This window comes from Planotetraspora thailandica (genome assembly GCF_016863335.1).
Taxonomy (GTDB): Bacteria; Actinomycetota; Actinomycetes; order Streptosporangiales; family Streptosporangiaceae; genus Planotetraspora; species Planotetraspora thailandica.
This window is the reverse complement of the sequence record NZ_BOOR01000018.1, coordinates 92,497-107,746: the sequence shown is the minus strand read 5'-3', so window position 1 is coordinate 107,746 and position 15,250 is coordinate 92,497. Positions and strand designations below refer to the sequence as shown.

Annotated in this window: 15 protein-coding genes; 9 read left to right on the top strand and 6 right to left on the bottom strand. The window is 71.1% G+C overall.

Annotation, left to right across the window (positions count from 1 at the left end; translation table 11 throughout):
• The first annotated feature begins 112 nt into the window (after positions 1 to 112).
• From glgX to Pth03_RS14535, 4 genes are read left to right on the top strand one after another with little or no spacing between them, the layout of a single operon-like run.
• A complete protein-coding gene (gene glgX / locus Pth03_RS14550; protein WP_203944772.1) occupies positions 113 to 2,236 on the top strand; it encodes a glycogen debranching protein GlgX in 2,124 nt (707 codons plus the stop codon).
• Positions 2,237 to 2,258: 22 nt separating this feature from the next.
• On the top strand, positions 2,259 to 3,083 hold the full coding sequence (locus Pth03_RS14545; RefSeq protein WP_203944771.1) for an AraC family transcriptional regulator: 825 nt from the start codon (positions 2,259 to 2,261) through the stop codon (positions 3,081 to 3,083).
• Positions 3,084 to 3,124: 41 nt separating this feature from the next.
• Positions 3,125 to 3,967: an AzlC family ABC transporter permease gene (locus tag Pth03_RS14540; RefSeq protein ID WP_239119035.1), complete on the top strand. Its 843-nt coding sequence runs from the start codon at positions 3,125 to 3,127 to the stop codon at positions 3,965 to 3,967.
• On the top strand, positions 3,964 to 4,269 hold the full coding sequence (locus Pth03_RS14535) for an AzlD domain-containing protein (protein ID WP_203944770.1): 306 nt from the start codon (positions 3,964 to 3,966) through the stop codon (positions 4,267 to 4,269). The genes Pth03_RS14540 and Pth03_RS14535 overlap by 4 nt, the downstream gene beginning before the upstream one ends.
• A 91-nt stretch (positions 4,270 to 4,360) precedes the next feature.
• Here Pth03_RS14535 and Pth03_RS14530 read toward each other — a convergent pair whose 3' ends face one another.
• The gene (locus tag Pth03_RS14530; RefSeq protein WP_203944769.1) at positions 4,361 to 5,443 is read right to left on the bottom strand and encodes an ATP-dependent DNA ligase; all 1,083 of its coding nucleotides are present in this window, start codon (positions 5,441 to 5,443) and stop codon (positions 4,361 to 4,363) included.
• Positions 5,427 to 6,164: a pyrimidine reductase family protein gene (locus Pth03_RS14525; RefSeq protein WP_239119034.1), complete on the bottom strand. Its 738-nt coding sequence runs from the start codon at positions 6,162 to 6,164 to the stop codon at positions 5,427 to 5,429. Before Pth03_RS14525 ends, Pth03_RS14530 begins: the two co-directional genes overlap by 17 nt.
• A gap of 138 nt (positions 6,165 to 6,302) precedes the next feature.
• Here Pth03_RS14525 and Pth03_RS14520 point away from each other — a divergent pair, with 138 nt between their 5' ends.
• Positions 6,303 to 6,701, top strand: a complete 399-nt coding sequence (locus Pth03_RS14520; protein WP_239119033.1) for a hypothetical protein — start codon at positions 6,303 to 6,305, stop codon at positions 6,699 to 6,701.
• 7 nt (positions 6,702 to 6,708) lie between these two features.
• On the opposite strand, the gene ligD is transcribed toward Pth03_RS14520, so the two are convergent.
• A complete protein-coding gene (ligD, locus tag Pth03_RS14515) occupies positions 6,709 to 7,701 on the bottom strand; it encodes a non-homologous end-joining DNA ligase (RefSeq protein WP_203944767.1) in 993 nt (330 codons plus the stop codon).
• Positions 7,702 to 8,122: 421 nt separating this feature from the next.
• On the opposite strand from ligD, the gene msrB reads away from it, so the two are divergent.
• Positions 8,123 to 8,524 (top strand): peptide-methionine (R)-S-oxide reductase MsrB, encoded by a 402-nt coding sequence (gene msrB, locus Pth03_RS14510; protein WP_203944766.1) that lies wholly within the window; start codon positions 8,123 to 8,125, stop codon positions 8,522 to 8,524.
• Positions 8,525 to 8,602: 78 nt separating this feature from the next.
• Here msrB and hemQ read toward each other — a convergent pair whose 3' ends face one another.
• Positions 8,603 to 9,304, bottom strand: a complete 702-nt coding sequence (gene hemQ, locus Pth03_RS14505; RefSeq protein WP_203944765.1) for a hydrogen peroxide-dependent heme synthase — start codon at positions 9,302 to 9,304, stop codon at positions 8,603 to 8,605.
• An 18-nt stretch (positions 9,305 to 9,322) separates the two neighbouring features.
• Positions 9,323 to 10,762, bottom strand: coding sequence for a protoporphyrinogen oxidase (gene hemG / locus Pth03_RS14500; protein WP_203944764.1), 1,440 nt, complete (start codon positions 10,760 to 10,762; stop codon positions 9,323 to 9,325).
• A 143-nt stretch (positions 10,763 to 10,905) separates the two neighbouring features.
• On the opposite strand from hemG, the gene Pth03_RS14495 reads away from it, so the two are divergent.
• Positions 10,906 to 11,901, top strand: a complete 996-nt coding sequence (locus Pth03_RS14495; protein ID WP_203944763.1) for a DUF4349 domain-containing protein — start codon at positions 10,906 to 10,908, stop codon at positions 11,899 to 11,901.
• Here Pth03_RS14495 and hemE read toward each other — a convergent pair.
• Entirely contained in the window at positions 11,880 to 12,917 is a 1,038-nt protein-coding gene (hemE, locus tag Pth03_RS14490; RefSeq protein ID WP_203944762.1) for a uroporphyrinogen decarboxylase, read from the bottom strand. The genes Pth03_RS14495 and hemE overlap by 22 nt on opposite strands.
• 501 nt (positions 12,918 to 13,418) lie before the next feature.
• On the opposite strand from hemE, the gene Pth03_RS14485 reads away from it, so the two are divergent.
• Both Pth03_RS14485 and Pth03_RS14480 read left to right on the top strand, forming a co-directional pair.
• Entirely contained in the window at positions 13,419 to 14,015 is a 597-nt protein-coding gene (locus tag Pth03_RS14485; RefSeq protein ID WP_203944761.1) for a DUF3000 domain-containing protein, read from the top strand.
• A 3-nt stretch (positions 14,016 to 14,018) separates the two neighbouring features.
• Complete coding sequence (locus tag Pth03_RS14480) at positions 14,019 to 15,242, top strand: HRDC domain-containing protein (protein ID WP_203944760.1); 1,224 nt, start codon at positions 14,019 to 14,021, stop codon at positions 15,240 to 15,242.
• Positions 15,243 to 15,250 lie beyond the last annotated feature (8 nt).

The following is a 15,250-nucleotide window of genomic DNA, read 5'->3' as shown; positions in this document are numbered from 1 at the left end:
TCGGCGGGGGCTTTTGTGTGCGACCACGCATACGCTCGAGATCCGCACCGCCCCATAGTCCTGACAATCACCCAGGTGCACGATCGACCGCGGCAGTGGAGAATGAGGTCACATGCGCGAGGTTTGGCCTGGAGAGCCGTACCCGCTCGGCGCCACCTGGGACGGTGTGGGCACCAGTTTCTCGGTGTTCTCCGAGGTGGCCCAGCGGGTGGAGCTGTGCCTGTTCGACGACGACGGCGGGGAGACCCGCGTCGACCTGCCCGAGGTCGACGGGTTCGTGTGGCACGGTTACCTGCCGGGGATCATGCCCGGCCAGCGGTACGGCTTTCGCGTGCACGGGGCCTACCAGCCGTCGTACGGCCACCGCAACAACCCGGCCAAACTGCTCCTCGACCCGTACGGCAAGGCCATCGAGGGCTCGGTCAAGTGGAACGAGGCCCTCTTCTCCTACCACTTCGCCGACCCGGGGCAGCTGAACACCGGCGACTCGGCGCCGTACATGCCGAAGAACGTGGTGGTCAATCCGTTCTTCGAGTGGGGCAACGACCGGCCTCCCCGCACGCCGTACCACGAGACGGTGATCTACGAGGCGCATGTGCGCGGCCTGACGATCCGGCATCCGAAGGTGCCGGAGGAGCAGCGCGGCACGTATGCGGGGCTGGCCCACCCGGCGGTGATCGAGCACCTCCAGTCGATCGGGGTCACGGCGGTCGAGCTGATGCCGGTGCACCAGTTCATTCCGGAGCACGCGATGGTGGCCCGCGGCCTGACCAACTACTGGGGCTACAACACGATCGCCTATCTCGCCCCGCACAACGCCTACTCCAGCGCCGGGCAGCGCGGCGAGCAGGTGCAGGAGTTCAAGGCGATGGTCCGCGCCCTGCACGAGGCGGGCATCGAGGTCATCCTCGACGTGGTCTACAACCACACCGCCGAGGGCGACCACATGGGTCCGACGCTCGGGTTCCGCGGCCTGGACAACGTCGCCTACTACCGGCTGCGCGACGAGGACCGCCGCTACTACCTCGACTACACGGGCTGCGGCAACTCGCTCAACGTCCGTTCACCCCACGCGCTGCAGCTGATCATGGACTCGCTGCGCTACTGGGTGCTCGACATGCACGTGGACGGATTCCGCTTCGACCTGGCCGCCGCGCTCGCCCGGGAACTGCACGACGTGGACCGATTGAGCGCGTTCTTCGACCTCATCCAGCAGGACCCGGTGATCTCCCAGGTCAAGCTGATCGCCGAGCCGTGGGACGTGGGTCCCGGCGGCTACCAGGTCGGCAACTTCCCGCCCTTATGGACCGAATGGAACGGGAAATATCGTGACTCGGTGCGCGACTTCTGGCGGGGTGGCTCCCGCACGATGCCCGAGTTCGCCTCCCGGCTGACCGGGTCGAGCGACCTCTACGCCACGAGCGGCCGCCGGCCGGTGGCGTCGATCAACTTCGTGACCTGCCATGACGGGTTCACGCTCACCGACCTGGTGTCCTACAACCGCAAGCACAACGAGGCCAACGGCGAGGGCAACCGCGACGGCACGGACGACAACCGGTCCTGGAACTGCGGGGCGGAGGGCCCGGTCGAGGATCCCGCGATCGTACGGCTGCGCAGGCGCCAGCGGCGCAACTTCCTGGCCACCCTGTTCGTCTCCCAGGGCGTCCCGATGGTGCTGGCGGGCGACGAGTTCGGGCGCACGCAGGGCGGCAACAACAACGCCTACTGCCAGGACAACGAGACCTCCTGGACCGACTGGTCGCTGGTCAAGCCGGAAGCCGACCTGCTCGAGTTCGTCCGGGCGCTGGCGGCCCTGCGCCGCGACCATCCGGTGTTCCGCCGCCGCAGGTTCTTCCGCGGCCGGGTGCAGGACGGCACGCGCGACATCGTGTGGCTGACGCCTTCGGGCAAGGAGATGGCCGATTCCGACTGGCACGCGGGCTACGCCAAGGCGCTCGCGGTGTTCCTGAACGGCGAGGCGATCAGCGAGCCCGGCACACGCGGCGAGAAGATCACCGACGACTCTTTCCTGCTGCTGATCAACGCCCACCACGACGAGATGACGTTCACCCTGCCCGGCGGCGAGTTCGGCCCGGGCTGGCACGTCGTGCTCGACACAGCCGACGAGCGGCCCAAGGAGGACCCGTCCGCCGAGGAACCCCGGCAGGCGGGCGCCGACGTGGCCGTCACGGCCCGGTCGCTGCAGATCCTCCGCCAGGCCTCCGCCGCCGGATGACCGAGCCCCGCCGGTCACCGCGATGAGCCCCGAGAAGGCCCGCCACTGGCGTCATCCCGGCCTGCCGGACGTCGATCTCCTGCACGCCCGCTACGTCAGCAAGACTTTCGCGCGGCACACGCACGAGTCGTTCGTGATGGCGGCGATCACCTCGGGCGTCGAGGAGTTCCACCACCGCGACGCGATCGAGCGCGCGGGGCCCGGCCACGTCGCGCTGGTCAATCCCGACACCGTGCACACGGGCCAGGCCGGCGTGCCGGAAGGATGGACCTACAGCGTCGTCTACCCCTCCCAAGCCGTGGTCGCCGAGATCGCCGCCGAGACGACCTCGATCCGCGGCACCCCGGGCTTCGCCGTCGCCGTGGCCCACGATCCGCAGGCCGTACACCTGATCGCCCAGGTGCTGCGGGCCGCCGACCAGCACAACGCGCTCGCGGCGGACACGATGCTGCGCCTCGCGGTGGCCCGGCTGCTGCGCTCCAGCGGTACGGCCATGCCCGCGCGTGTTCCCCGGGGTCCGGCGACGCGGGAGGCCGCGCGGGCCCGGGAGATCCTGGAGAGCCGGTTGACCGAGCCGCCTTCTCTGCGCGAGCTCGCCGCGGAGCTGGGCACGAGCCCGTTCGCGCTGCTCCGCGCCTTCCGGCAGGCGTACGGCATGCCTCCCCACACCTGGCTCACCGACGCCAGGGTGAGGCACGCCCGGCGGCTGCTGGATGCGGGAGTGGCCCCGGCACAGGCCGCCGTCGCCGTGGGCTTCACCGACCAGCCGCATCTGAACCGGCATTTCACCCGAATCGTCGGTGTGCCGCCCGGCGCCTACCGACAAGAGCGCAATAGAGCGCAATAACGTCCAAGACGCCCGAAAGGGCTCGCCTTACTCTCATCCGGGTGACCACCACACCCGCGCAGAGCAGCCAACCGCTCAGCCAACCGCCGCGCGCACGGGCCGCGGTCGTCCGCGACGCGCTCGGCGTCGGCGTGACGGTGGGCCTGTCCGGATTCGCGTTCGGGGTGACCTCGGCCGGGTCGGGCCTGAGCGTCGCCCAGACATGCGTGTTGTCCCTGCTCGTCTTCACCGGCGCCTCCCAGTTCGCCCTGGTCGGCGCGCTGGGCGCGGGCGGCAACCCGCTGGCGGCCGTGACGGGGGCGCTGTTCCTCGGCGTGCGCAACGCCTTCTACGGACTGCGCCTGTCGCAGTTGCTCGGCCTTCCCGCGGCCGTGCGGCCTCTGGCCGCGCAGTGGGTCATCGACGAGACGTCGGCGGTGGCCCTCGCCCAGCCGGACCGCGCCGGCGCCCGCCTGGGCTTCACGGTCACCGGCCTGAGCCTCTACCTGGGATGGAACCTGACGACCCTCCTGGGAGCGGTGGGCGCGGCGACGCTCGGGGATCCCTCGGGCTGGGGGCTGGACGCGGCCGGTCCGGCGGTGTTCCTGGCCCTTCTGGTGCCCATGCTGCGCCCGGGGAGGCCCCGGCCGGACAGGTCTCACGAGCGGCACGACCGGCCGAAGAGGGCGGCACGCGCCCGGCTTCGCGGCTCGCGCCCCCGTATCTCCTGGGGGCACATCCGGGAACGTCAGGAGCCTCTGGTGGCCGCGGCGGCCGTCGTCCTCGCGCTGGGCTGCCTGCCGTACGTACCAGCCGGGGTGCCCATCCTGGTGGCTGCGCTGGCGGCGCCGGCGGTCCTCGCCGCCGGCAGGATCGGCGCGGGCGCGCGGGGAGGCTCCGCATGATCTGGGCCGCCGTCCTGCTTCTCGCCGCCGGCTGCTACGCCGTCAAGCTGCTCGGCCTGTCCGTGCCCGCGGCCGCCCTGGAACGACCGCTGGTGCGCAAGCTGGCGGCTCTCGTCCCTATCGCGACGCTGAGCGCCCTCATCGCCCTTCAGACTTTCGCGGAGGGCCGCACGCTCGTGGTGGACGCGCGGGCGGCGGGCCTGGCCGCGGCGGCGGTCGCACTGCTCCTGAGGGCGCCGTTCCTCGTAGTCGTCGCGGCGGCCGTCGTCGTCACCGCGGCCGTCCGCGCCCTCACCGGGTGACCCGCGGCACCGGAAACGCTCCGCGGCGCGCGCCGACCCGATCGTCTGGGCGCGCCGCCTCACCGGTCCGGGGCCTCACCGGTCCGGGGCCTCACCGGCCGGGGGCAAGGATCTCGCCGAGGTCGTAGCGGACCGGCCGTTCCAGCTGCTCGTACGTGCACGACGACGGCGTGCGGTCCTCCCGCCACCGGCGGAACTGGGCGGTGTGCCGGAACCGGTCGCCCTCCATGTGGTCGTAGGCCACCTCGATCACCAGCTCGGGCCGCAGCGGGATGAACGACAGGTCCTTCTTGGCGTTCCACCGGGAGACCGCGCCCGGCAGCCGCTGGCCGTCCGACCCGCCCGCCGCGAACTCCGCCCACGCGCCCCACGGGTGCTCGCTCAGGTCGTCCATCCGGTACGGCGCGAGCTCCTCGACGAGCTCGGCCCTGCGCTTCATGGGGAACGAGGCGGCCACGCCCACATGGTGCAGTCGTCCGTCGGCGGAGTAGAGCCCGAGCAGCAAGGAGCCGACCACCGGGCCGCTCTTGTGCTCGCGGTAGCCGGCGACGACGCAGTCGGCCGTGCGCTCGTGCTTGACCTTGAACATCACCCGCTTGTCCGGCGCGTACGGAAGGTCGCCCGGCTTGACCACGATGCCGTCGAGCCCGGCGCCCTCGAACATGTCGAACCACTCGCCGGCGACCTTGTCGTCGCGGGTGACGGGCGTGAGCCGCACCGACCCGGACGCGTCGCCGAGAACCTCCTCAAGCCGGGCCCTGCGTGCCGCGAACGGCTGGTCCATGAGGTTGTCCGAGCCGAGGGCGAGCAGGTCGAAGGCCACGAAGGACGCGGGGATCTGCTCCGACAGCAGTTTCACCCGCGAGGCGGCTGGATGGATGCGCTGCTGGAGGCTGTCGAAGTCGAGGGCGTCGCCCTGGACGATGACGATCTCGCCGTCCACGACGCAGCGCTCCGGCAGTTCCTTCTTGACCGCCTCCACCAGTTCGGGGAAGTAGCGGGTGAACGGCCGCTCGTTCCTGCTGCCGAGGTAGATCTCGTCGCCGTCGCGGAAGACGATGCAGCGGAAGCCGTCCCATTTGGGCTCGTAGAAGAGCGAGCCGTCCTGGGGCGGCATGCCCTTGACCGCCTTGGCGAGCATCGGCGCGACGGGTGGTTCAACCGGCAGGGCCATCCTGGGCCTCCCTGACGTATCTGCAGAAGAGGAACCCATCCTCTTCCAGGACCTGGGCGAGCACGAGCGATGTCTGCGAAGCCACGCCGTTGAGGATGCGCGCGGCGTCACCGCCGAGGAGCAGCGGGCTGATCGTGAGCGACACCTCGTCGACCAGCCCGGCGGCGGCGAGCTGCGCGTTGAGCCGGGGGCCTCCTTCGCAGAGGATCCGCCCCAGCCCGCGGCCGCGCAGGTCGCGCACGGCGGCGAGCATGTCGACCCGCTCCTCACCCGCGATGATCACGTCGGCGTTCTTGGCGGCCTCGTCGAGGCGGTCCTGCGGGGCCGACTCCGTCGTGATGATGATGGGCCGCGCGTAGGGCTCGGCCTCGGTGAACAGCGGTCCGCCGAGGTCGAGGTCGAGCCGCCGGGTGACGACCGCGATCGGCGGAGCGGGCGGCCTGCCCTCGCGCAGGGCCGTCCACGACTCGCGGGGGCGGGCCGGGCCGTACCCCTCGGTGCGCACGGTGGACGCGCCGGCCAGCACGACGTCGGCCAGTCCGCGCAGCACACCGAAGATCCGGCGATCTCCCTGGCCGGACAGGCCGGCCGACAGGCCCTTCATCCATGCCGCGCCGTCGGCGCTGGTCACCATGTTGAGTCTCAGCCACCGGTCACGCGGATAGGTGTACGCGGCGACAAGATCGGGATCTTCCTCGACATCGGGATGAATGCGACGCACGGTCTCTACAGTGGCACACGCCTGCGACAGACGAGCGGTCCGGGACGTGCCGATAACGGTTCGATGTCGCCACGTGTGAATCTCCACGGAATCGACAAAGAACGGCAAAGAAGAGTCGATGAACCAGTCGGAGGGCGTGTGCATCTCGCCGTGCTCGCAGCGTGGACGGTATCGGCCCTGGCCGGGGTCCCCCTGATGGTCAGGTGGCTGGCCGACGGAGGCGCGCGCCGTCGGGTCGCCAAGGTCACCCGGTTTCCCGGCATGCTGATCGTCGGCCACCCCGCACTCGCCGTCGCCGGGCTGGGCCTGTGGATCGGCTTCATCCTCACCCAGGAGGACCGGTACGCCTGGGGTGCGCTGGCCGTCATCACGACCGCGGCGCTGCTCGGCTTCGCGATGCTGACCCGCTGGCTGGGCGGCGGCCGTCACGCGCGAGGCGCGTCACGCGGCCGCCCGTTGACCGCCATCCTCCTCCACGCGACGACCGGGCTGTCGACGTTCGTCCTGATCATGCTGATCGCCACCACGATCCGCTGATAGCGGCTTAGTCGCGGGCCTTGGAGGGCTGGACGCGCTTGGGCTCACCGGGCATCTTCGGGTAGTTCGGGGGGTACGGCATGTCGCCGCGTGGATCGTCGGCGTACCACTCGAGCAGCGTGTCGATCGGGAACGCCCGGTCGCCGATCTCCCGCTGCACGTCGCCCAGCTTGGCGAACCGCTCCGGCATGGTCCGCAGGTCGAAGTCGCCGGGATCGCAGTCGGCCAGCTCGTCCCAGGTCACCGGGGCCGAGACCCTGCCGTCCGGCCGGGCCCTCACCGAGTAGGCGCCCACCACGGTGCGGTCGAGGGCGTTCTGGTTGAAGTCGATGAAGACCTTCTCCCCCCGCTCCTCCTTCCACCAGGCCGTCGTGGCCAGGTCGGGCCGCCTGCGCTCCACCTCGCGAGCCAGGGCGATGCCGGCGTGCCGTACGTCGACATACGACCAGCGGGCCTCGATGGGCACGTTGACGTGGATGCCGCGGTTGCCCGAGGTCTTCGGGAAGCCCTCCATGCCCAGCTCGCCGAGCACCTCCCTGGCGGCGAAGGCGACCTTCCTGGCCTCCTCGAATCCCGTTCCCGGCTGCGGGTCGACGTCGATGCGCAGCTCGTCGGGGTGGTCGAGGTCGGGCCGGCGGGCGGCCCATGGGTGGAAGTCGATCGTGCCGAGGTTGGCGCACCAGGCGATCGCCGCCACCTCGGTCGGGCAGAACGCGTCGGCGGTGCGCCCGCTCGGGAACCGCACGGTGACGGTCTCGATCCAGTCGGGATGCTTGGGCATGCGCTTCTGATAGATCGCATCCGATTCGACGCCGTCCGGGTGGCGCTTGAGATAGGTCGGCCGGTCTCTGAGCGCGCGCAGCACGCCGTCGCCGACGCTCACGTAGTACTCCACCAGCTCGCGCTTGGTGGCCCCGATGCCGGGGAAGTAGATCTTGTCCGGGTTGGTGACCTTGACGGTCCGACCCTCGACGTCGAGTTCTATGTACGGCGAAGCCATGGCTCGGACACTACCCGGGATGAGAGGGTCCGTCCCGGGCTGCCAACGGCGGCCGGACCGGGAGCTCCCACAAGCCACCCTGCCTCCCCGGCAGGGAGCTCGTGGTCGCGAGGCCCACAGCGCTCGGCACAACGATCGCTGCGCCCGCGACGGGACGGACTCGACGGGCCGCCCTGCGGGCGGCGTCCTCTCTCGCCGTCCGGCGACGCCCAGCACGGGTAGGGCGCTTCGCCGCCTTGACGGCAGGACGGGCAGACCTCCCCCCGTGAGGGAGGACGGTCGGTCCCCTCATCAGTGAAGACGCAAGAAGTGCGGTGAAAGGATGCTTCGCCAGAAAGAACTCGTGCGGGAAGATCTCCCGGGTCCATGTGGTTCTGAGTACGTAATCCCCGACAGGGGCGTCGTGCTTAGGCTGGTGAACATGGACAAGGTGGTCAAGAGCGACGCCGAGTGGCGCGTGCAGTTGTCGCCCGAGGAGTTCCACGTGCTCCGGCAGGCCGGGACGGAACGTCCCTGGACAGGCGAGTACGTCGACACCAAGACCGTCGGCGTCTACTCCTGCCGCGCGTGCGGCGTGGAGCTGTTCAGGTCGGAGACCAAGTTCGACTCCCACTGCGGATGGCCGTCGTTCTACGAGCCGTCCAAGTCGGAGTCCGTGGTCCTCCTGGAGGACGACTCGCTCGGCATGAGGAGGGTGGAGGTGCGGTGCGCCCGCTGCGACTCCCACCTCGGTCACGTCTTCCACGGTGAGGGTTACCCGACCCCCACCGACGACCGTTACTGCATCAACTCGGTGTCGCTGACCCTGCAGCCGCAGGAGTGACCCACGCGTACGGCGTGCCGCATCGTGCGCCACGCCGTACGAACCGTCCGGGCCCTTGGCGGTGGCCCTTGAGTCAGCTCAGGGCAGCGCGGCGACGAGCTCGCTCACCGGCTTGCGGGTGCCTGTGTAGAAGGGGATCTCGACCCTCGTGTGCCGCCTCGCCTCGGCTCCCCGCAGGTGCCGCATCAGGTCGACGATGCGGTGCAGCTCGTCGGCCTCGAAGGCGAGCATCCACTCGAAGTCGTTCAGCGCGAAGCAGGCCACGGTGTTGGCCCGCACATCCGGGTAGTCACGCGCCATCTTGCCGTGCTCGGCGAGCATGCGCCTGCGGTCGGCGTCGTCGAGCAGGTACCACTCCAGGGATCTGACGAACGGGTAGACGCAGACGAAGCCCCTCGGCTCCTCCTCGGCCAGGAACGCCGGGATGTGCGACTTGTTGAACTCGGCAGGGCGGTGCAGCGCCATCGCGGACCAGACGGGCTCGCTGGCCCGGCCGAGCGCGGTGCGGCGGAAGCGCGTGTAGATCTCCTGGAGGTCCTCGGCCGCCGGCGCGTGCCACCAGAACATGAAGTCGGCGTCGGCGCGGAACCCGGAGACGTCGTAGCACCCGCGAGTCACGACGTCTTTGCCGGCCGCCTGCTCCAGCAGCTCGCTCAGCTCACCGGAGATCGCCTCGCGCTCGGCCGGAAGCTGGTCGCGCAGCCGGAAGACCGACCACATCGTGTAGCGGATTACCTGGTTGAGATCACGCGCCTTGGGCCGCGCGGTGCCGTCCGTCATATCGCCCATTCTGCCGTCTCAGTCGCCCGGCTCCTGACGGGCCCCGGCCGCGGCCCGCGCGTTCAGGTACTCCAGGACGCGCGTCGCGGCGGTGCGGCCCGAGGCGGCGCAGGCGGGGATGCCCACCCCGTCGTAGGCGGCCCCGCAGACGGCGAGCCCCGGCTGCGCGGCCACGGCGGCACGCACGCGGGCGATCCGGTCGAGGTGGCCCACGTCGTATTGCGGGAGTCCGCCACCCCACCGGGTGACGCGGGAGTCGATCGGCAGCCCGCGAACCCCCATGATCTCGGTCATCTCGTTCATCGCGAAGGCCACCAGTTCGGCGTCGTCGCGCTGCAGCACCGCCTCCTCGCCCAGGCGGCCGATCGAGCAGCGGACGATGACGAGGTTGGGGTCGGCCTCGGCGAGGTGGGGCCACTTCGTCGTGGCGAACGTCACCGCCTTGACGGGCCTGCCCTCGACGGAGGGCACGAGATATCCGCTGCCCGCCGGCGGCTCGGGGAAGGCCGATCTCGGGTAGGCGAGGGTGACGATGGCCATGCTCGCGTATTCGATCCTCGCCAGCTCGGCCGCCGCCTTCGGCACCTCGCGCTCCAGCAGCCGGGCCGCGGGCGTCGCGGGCACCGCCACGATGACGGCGTCGGCGTCGACGACCTCCTCGTCCCTGGTGGGGCCGGTGACCAGCCGCCATCCGTCCGGGGTGCGCGTCAGCCCGCGGACCATCACGCCGGTGCGGATCCGCGCTCCCGAGGCGCGGGCGACGGCCTCGGGAAGGCCGCCCAGGCCTTGCCTGAGGGTGGTGAAGACGGGGCCGGCGTCCTTGGGCGTCTTGGCCGCGAGGTCTCTGGCGGCCCGCAGCAGCGACCGTTCCGTGCGGGCGGCGGCCGCGACGGCCGGCATCGTCGCGTCGAGGGACAACATGTCGGCCCGGCCCGCGTAGACCCCGCCCAGCAGCGGCTCGATCAGCCGGTCGACCACCTCTCCCCCGACCCGCGCCCCGACGTAGGCGCCCACCGACACGTCGGTGGGCACCGTGGTCGGGGGCAGCACCTCGTCGAGCGACACCCGCGCGAGGCCGCCGGGCGACAGGATGCCCGTCCGGGCGAGAGCCATGACGTCGGACGGCACGCCCATGACGTGCCCCTTGGGCAGAGGGCGCACCGATCCCCGGGACAGGATGCCCGCCTGGGTGGTGCCGGGGTGCACGAGCGCCTCCCCCAGCCCCGCCTGCCGCGCCAGCTCCTTGCCCTCGGGCCGGCGGGCCAGCATGGCCTCGGCTCCGGCGTCCACCTGGACGCCGCCCACCTCCGAGGCGTACAGCTTGCCGCCGATGCGCGACGCGCCGTCCAGCACAGTGATCTCCACGCCGGGATCGGCGCGGCTCAGGTGCCACGCGGCGGCCAGGCCCGCGATGCCCGCCCCCACGACGACCACATGACGACCAGAAGTCCCGTCCATGTCTGGAAAAGTTATCGTCTCGCCCTGGCGGCCCCGGCACCGCCGTACCGGTCAACGACATGGTCACGCGGCGAGATCACACCGCAACCCCATCGTGACTCCCGCCGCCAAACCAGCCGACGCCGCGGTCCGTCTTCAAGGGCATGAGACGAATCCGGTACGGCGTCGCGTGCATCGCCGCGACGGCATTTCTCATCTCGGGGTGCGGCAGCGGGGACGGCGTTTCGACCTCCGCCGGCGTCTACGCGACCGCGCCGGCCGATCTTCCGGAGAAGGCGGCGCCCGTCCCGGCCGTCGGCGACGCGGGCACCGGGGGCACCGGTGCCTCGGCTCCGGCGGCGGGCCAGGGCGGCTCAGGTCAGGGTGTCTCGGCCGAGCCGCGGACCGTCATCCGGACAGCCCAGCTGACCGTCCACGCCAAGGATGTCGCGGGCGCGGCCGACAAGGCCAGGCAGATCGTGGCGGGCGTCGGAGGCCACGTGTCGGAGGAGAAGACCACCTCGGAGCCGGGCGGAGACATCGCGGTCGTCACCTTCAAGGTGCCGCCGGAGCGCTACACCGACGTGCTCGCCCAACTCGGCCGCGACCTCGGCAAGCGGGCGGCGCAGCACCAGTCGGAGGAGGACGTCACCGAGGAGGTAGCCGACGTCGACAGCCGGGTGAAGTCGGCCGAGGCCAGCCTCGCCCAGTTCCGCCTGCTCCTGTCAAAGGCCACAAAAATCAGCGAGATCATGGCGGTCGAGCAGGAGATCTCCAGCAGGGAGGCCGACCTGGAGTCGCTGCAGGCCCGGCAGCGGAGTCTGGCGGGCCAGACCGCGATGGCGACGATCACACTCACCGTGACCACGCCGCCTCGCGTCCCGAAGACCGCCATGCCCGCCGAGCCGGACCCGAGCTTCCTGTCCGGGCTCAAAACCGGATGGGACGCCCTGGCCTCCTCGACCACGGTGGCCCTGGCCGTGCTCGGCGCGCTGCTTCCCTGGCTGGTCGTGGGCGCCGTGATCTGGGTGGCCGTCGTCGCCGTACGCCGGCGGTTCCTGCCTGGACCTGCGGCGGCCGCGCCCCGGCCGGAGACGCCCGCCGTGTCACAGGAGCCTGCGCCGGTTCCCCGCGAGGCTCAGGACGCAGAAAGCTCCTGAACCAGGCTGGCGAGCCGAGCCAGCTGGCCGGGGTCGGTGGAGGGCAGCACGCCGTGTCCGAGGTTGAACACGTGCCCCTCCGCCACCCGGCCGCGCTCCAGCACGTCACGGGCCCGCTCCTCGACCACCTTCCACGGCGCGAGCAGGACCGCCGGGTCGAGGTTGCCCTGCAGGGCCTTGCCCGCGCCGACGCGCAGCGCGGCCTCGTCGAGCGGGACCCGCCAGTCGACCCCGACCACGTCGGCTCCCGCCTCGCCCATGAGGCCCAGCAGCTCGCCCGTGCCGACCCCGAAGTGGATGCGCGGCACGCCGAGCCCGGCCAGCTCGCCGAAGATCCTGCTGGTGTGCGGCAGCACGAACGTCCGGTAGTCCTGAGGCGCGACCGTCCCGACCCACGAGTCGAACAGCTGGAGGGCCGAGGCCCCCGCGTCGGCCTGGACACGGAGGAAGCCGAGGGTGATCGTGGTGAGCCGGTCCATCAGCTCGTGCCACAGCTCCGGCTCGCCGTACATCATGGCCTTGGTGCGGTCGTGGTTCTTGGAGGGGCCGCCCTCGATCAGATAGGACGCGAGGGTGAAGGGGCCGCCGGCGAAGCCGATCAGCGGCGTGCCGCCGAGCTCCTTGACGAGCGACTGGACGGCCTCGGTGACGTAGGGCACGTCGCCGGGCTCCAGCGGGCGCAACGCCGCGAGACCGTCGTGGTCCCTGATCGGCGACTCGACGACGGGGCCCACGCCCGGCTTGATGTCCAGGTCGACCCCGATGGCCTTGAGCGGCACCACGATGTCGCTGAAGAAGATCGCCGCGTCCGTGCCGTACCTGCGGACCGGCTGCATCGTGATCTCGACCACGAGATCGGGGGTCGCGCACGCGGTGAGTATCGGGACGCCCTCGCGGACACGATGGTATTCGGGCAGCGACCGGCCGGCCTGGCGCATGAACCAGACAGGGGTGTGCGGCACGGACTCGCGCCGGCAGGCGCGAAGGAAAGCGGAGTCGTCGAGCTGGGGATTCACCCCTCCAGCGTCCCACGCCGGGGCACCACCCGGTGCGCCAACCTCTCACCTGGACGGAGGCCAATAACGATCTTCGTAACGCCCGGCACGGCGCGGCACACCCGGCGCCAATGATCGGTATTCTTGATCTCCCGGGCTTAAGGATCTTTCCAGGGCTCGGCAAAGTGTTCGTCAATCGACCATCCGGCATCGATTCCAATGCCACTTTCGAGACACGCCGAGCGCGTTGCGGGGAAATGTCGGCGGGACGTGCCAACGTCGGATCAGTCCTGAGCGACCGACACGACCGGCGGATCCGACGAGAGGCCCGGAGCGATGACTTCGATGTGGAGTTCCCCCGAACGCCGCACTGAGCACTGTGCCGGCTGCGAAAGCCAGTTCGAGCAGCCCTCGCGCAGGGGTGCCCTGTTGCTTGCGATGGCCACGGCTTGACGACCATCCATGCCCCCCATCGCCACCCCCTCGCTTCGCGCTCTTCCGAATCCGACCTACTCTTCGGTCATGAGCCTCGGTGAGCCGCCAGCGCCTCCAGCCGCCTTCCGGCGTGCTCTGGAGACGCTGCGCCCCGCCCAGGTGAGGCCCGAGATCGAGCTGGAGGACATCCCGGCGCCCCAGCGCCTCGCCCCCTATTCCGGTGCGGTCGGAGCCTCGGTGTACCGCGACGACGACGAGCTCGCCGTGGGACGCCTCATCATGTTGTTCGACCCGGACGGCCAGCGAGGCTGGGAAGGACCGTTCCGCCTGGTGGCCTACGTCCGGGCCGACATGGAGCCCGAGATCACCTCTGATCCGCTGCTCGGCCCCGTCGCATGGAGCTGGCTCACAGAGGCTCTCGACTCCCACGGTGCGATGTACGCCGCCGCGGGCGGCACGGTGACCCGGGCGGTGTCGGAGGGCTTCGGCAACAAGGCCGAAGATCCCGTCACCACCGAGCTGGAGCTGCGGGCGTCCTGGTCACCGCTGGACGAAGACCTGTCCGCACACGTCGCCGCCTGGTGCGACCTGATGTGCCTGGCCGCCGGAATACCACCGCTGCCCCCCGACGTCGCGGCGCTTCACCCGCGCCCGGCCCGCCGAGAAGATCCGAAAGTTCCTTAACCTGTGACAGAACCCGAAGTCCAGCCCCTGTTGGAGCCGAAAGAGGGAATTCCGCCCGTCATCGAAGACCCGGAAGCGCTGGCGGCTGCCGTGCACGCCTTCGCCGAGGGAACGGGGCCCGTGGCCGTCGACGCCGAGCGGGCGTCCGGCTACCGCTACAGCGGCCGGGCCTATCTCGTGCAGCTTCGCCGTGCGGGCGCGGGCAGCGCGCTCATCGACCCGATCGCCTGCCCCGATCTGAGCGAGCTCGACTCCGCCCTCGACGGCGCCGAGATCGTCCTGCACGCGGCCACCCAGGACCTGCCGTGCCTGGCCGAGCTGGGCTTCCGCCCGAAACGGCTCTTCGACACCGAACTGGCGGGCCGGCTGCTCGGATACGAGCGGGTCGGGCTCGGAACCATGGTGGAGGTCGTGCTGGGATTGCGGCTGGAGAAGGGCCACTCGGCGGCCGACTGGTCGACCCGCCCGCTGCCCGAGGCCTGGCTGCGGTACGCCGCGCTCGACGTCGAAGTGCTGGTCGAGCTGCGCGACGCCCTCCACGACGAGCTCAACTCCACCGGAAAGCTGGACTGGGCCCTGGAGGAGTTCGCCTCGATCGCGGCCGCGCCCGGCCACCCGCCGCGCAGCGACCCGTGGCGGCGGACCTCCGGCATCCACCGCGTCCGGACGCTGCGCGGCCTCGCCGTCGTGCGGGAGTTGTGGACGTTGCGGGACGAGATCGCCCGTGAGTCCGACCTCGCGCCCGGCCGCGTGCTGCCCGACTCCGCGATCGTCCAGGCCGCGCTCGACCAGCCGCGCACGACCAAGGCCCTGACCGAGATCGCGCCCTTCACCGGCCGCAGCGCCCGCCGCTACCTGAGGGACTGGCTCGCCGCGGTGACGCAGGCCCGCGGCATGGCCGAGTCGGACCTTCCCCAGCCCGTCGGGCCGGGCGACGGGCCTCCCCCGGCCAACCGGTGGGCCGACCGCGACCCCGCGGCCGCCCGCCGCCTCGCCGCCGTGCGCACGGCCGTCGCCGCGCTCGCCGACGAGCACCGCATGCCCATCGAGAACCTGCTCCAGCCCGACTCGGTGCGCAGGCTGGCGTGGGAACCCCCGGCGGACCTGTCGGAAGACGCTGTCGGCGCGCGGCTGCGCGAGCTGGGCGCCCGGGAGTGGCAGATCTCCCTGACCGCCCACCCGATGGCCAAGGCCCTCGAACGCCTCGAAATGAAAGGCGAAGCCTGACCCCCTCC

Bases quoted from the DNA above. Each gene is read 5' to 3' on its own strand.
- glgX (WP_203944772.1), top strand. From the start codon at position 113: ATGCGCGAGGTTTGGCCTGGAGAGCCGTACCCGCTCGGCGCCACCTGG.
- Pth03_RS14545 (WP_203944771.1), top strand. From the start codon at position 2,259: ATGAGCCCCGAGAAGGCCCGCCACTGGCGTCATCCCGGCCTGCCGGAC.
- Pth03_RS14535 (WP_203944770.1), top strand. From the start codon at position 3,964: ATGATCTGGGCCGCCGTCCTGCTTCTCGCCGCCGGCTGCTACGCCGTC.
- Pth03_RS14530 (WP_203944769.1), bottom strand. From the start codon at position 5,443: ATGGCCCTGCCGGTTGAACCACCCGTCGCGCCGATGCTCGCCAAGGCG.
- ligD (WP_203944767.1), bottom strand. From the start codon at position 7,701: ATGGCTTCGCCGTACATAGAACTCGACGTCGAGGGTCGGACCGTCAAG.
- msrB (WP_203944766.1), top strand. From the start codon at position 8,123: ATGGACAAGGTGGTCAAGAGCGACGCCGAGTGGCGCGTGCAGTTGTCG.
- hemQ (WP_203944765.1), bottom strand. From the start codon at position 9,304: ATGACGGACGGCACCGCGCGGCCCAAGGCGCGTGATCTCAACCAGGTA.
- hemG (WP_203944764.1), bottom strand. From the start codon at position 10,762: ATGGACGGGACTTCTGGTCGTCATGTGGTCGTCGTGGGGGCGGGCATC.
- Pth03_RS14495 (WP_203944763.1), top strand. From the start codon at position 10,906: ATGAGACGAATCCGGTACGGCGTCGCGTGCATCGCCGCGACGGCATTT.
- Pth03_RS14485 (WP_203944761.1), top strand. From the start codon at position 13,419: ATGAGCCTCGGTGAGCCGCCAGCGCCTCCAGCCGCCTTCCGGCGTGCT.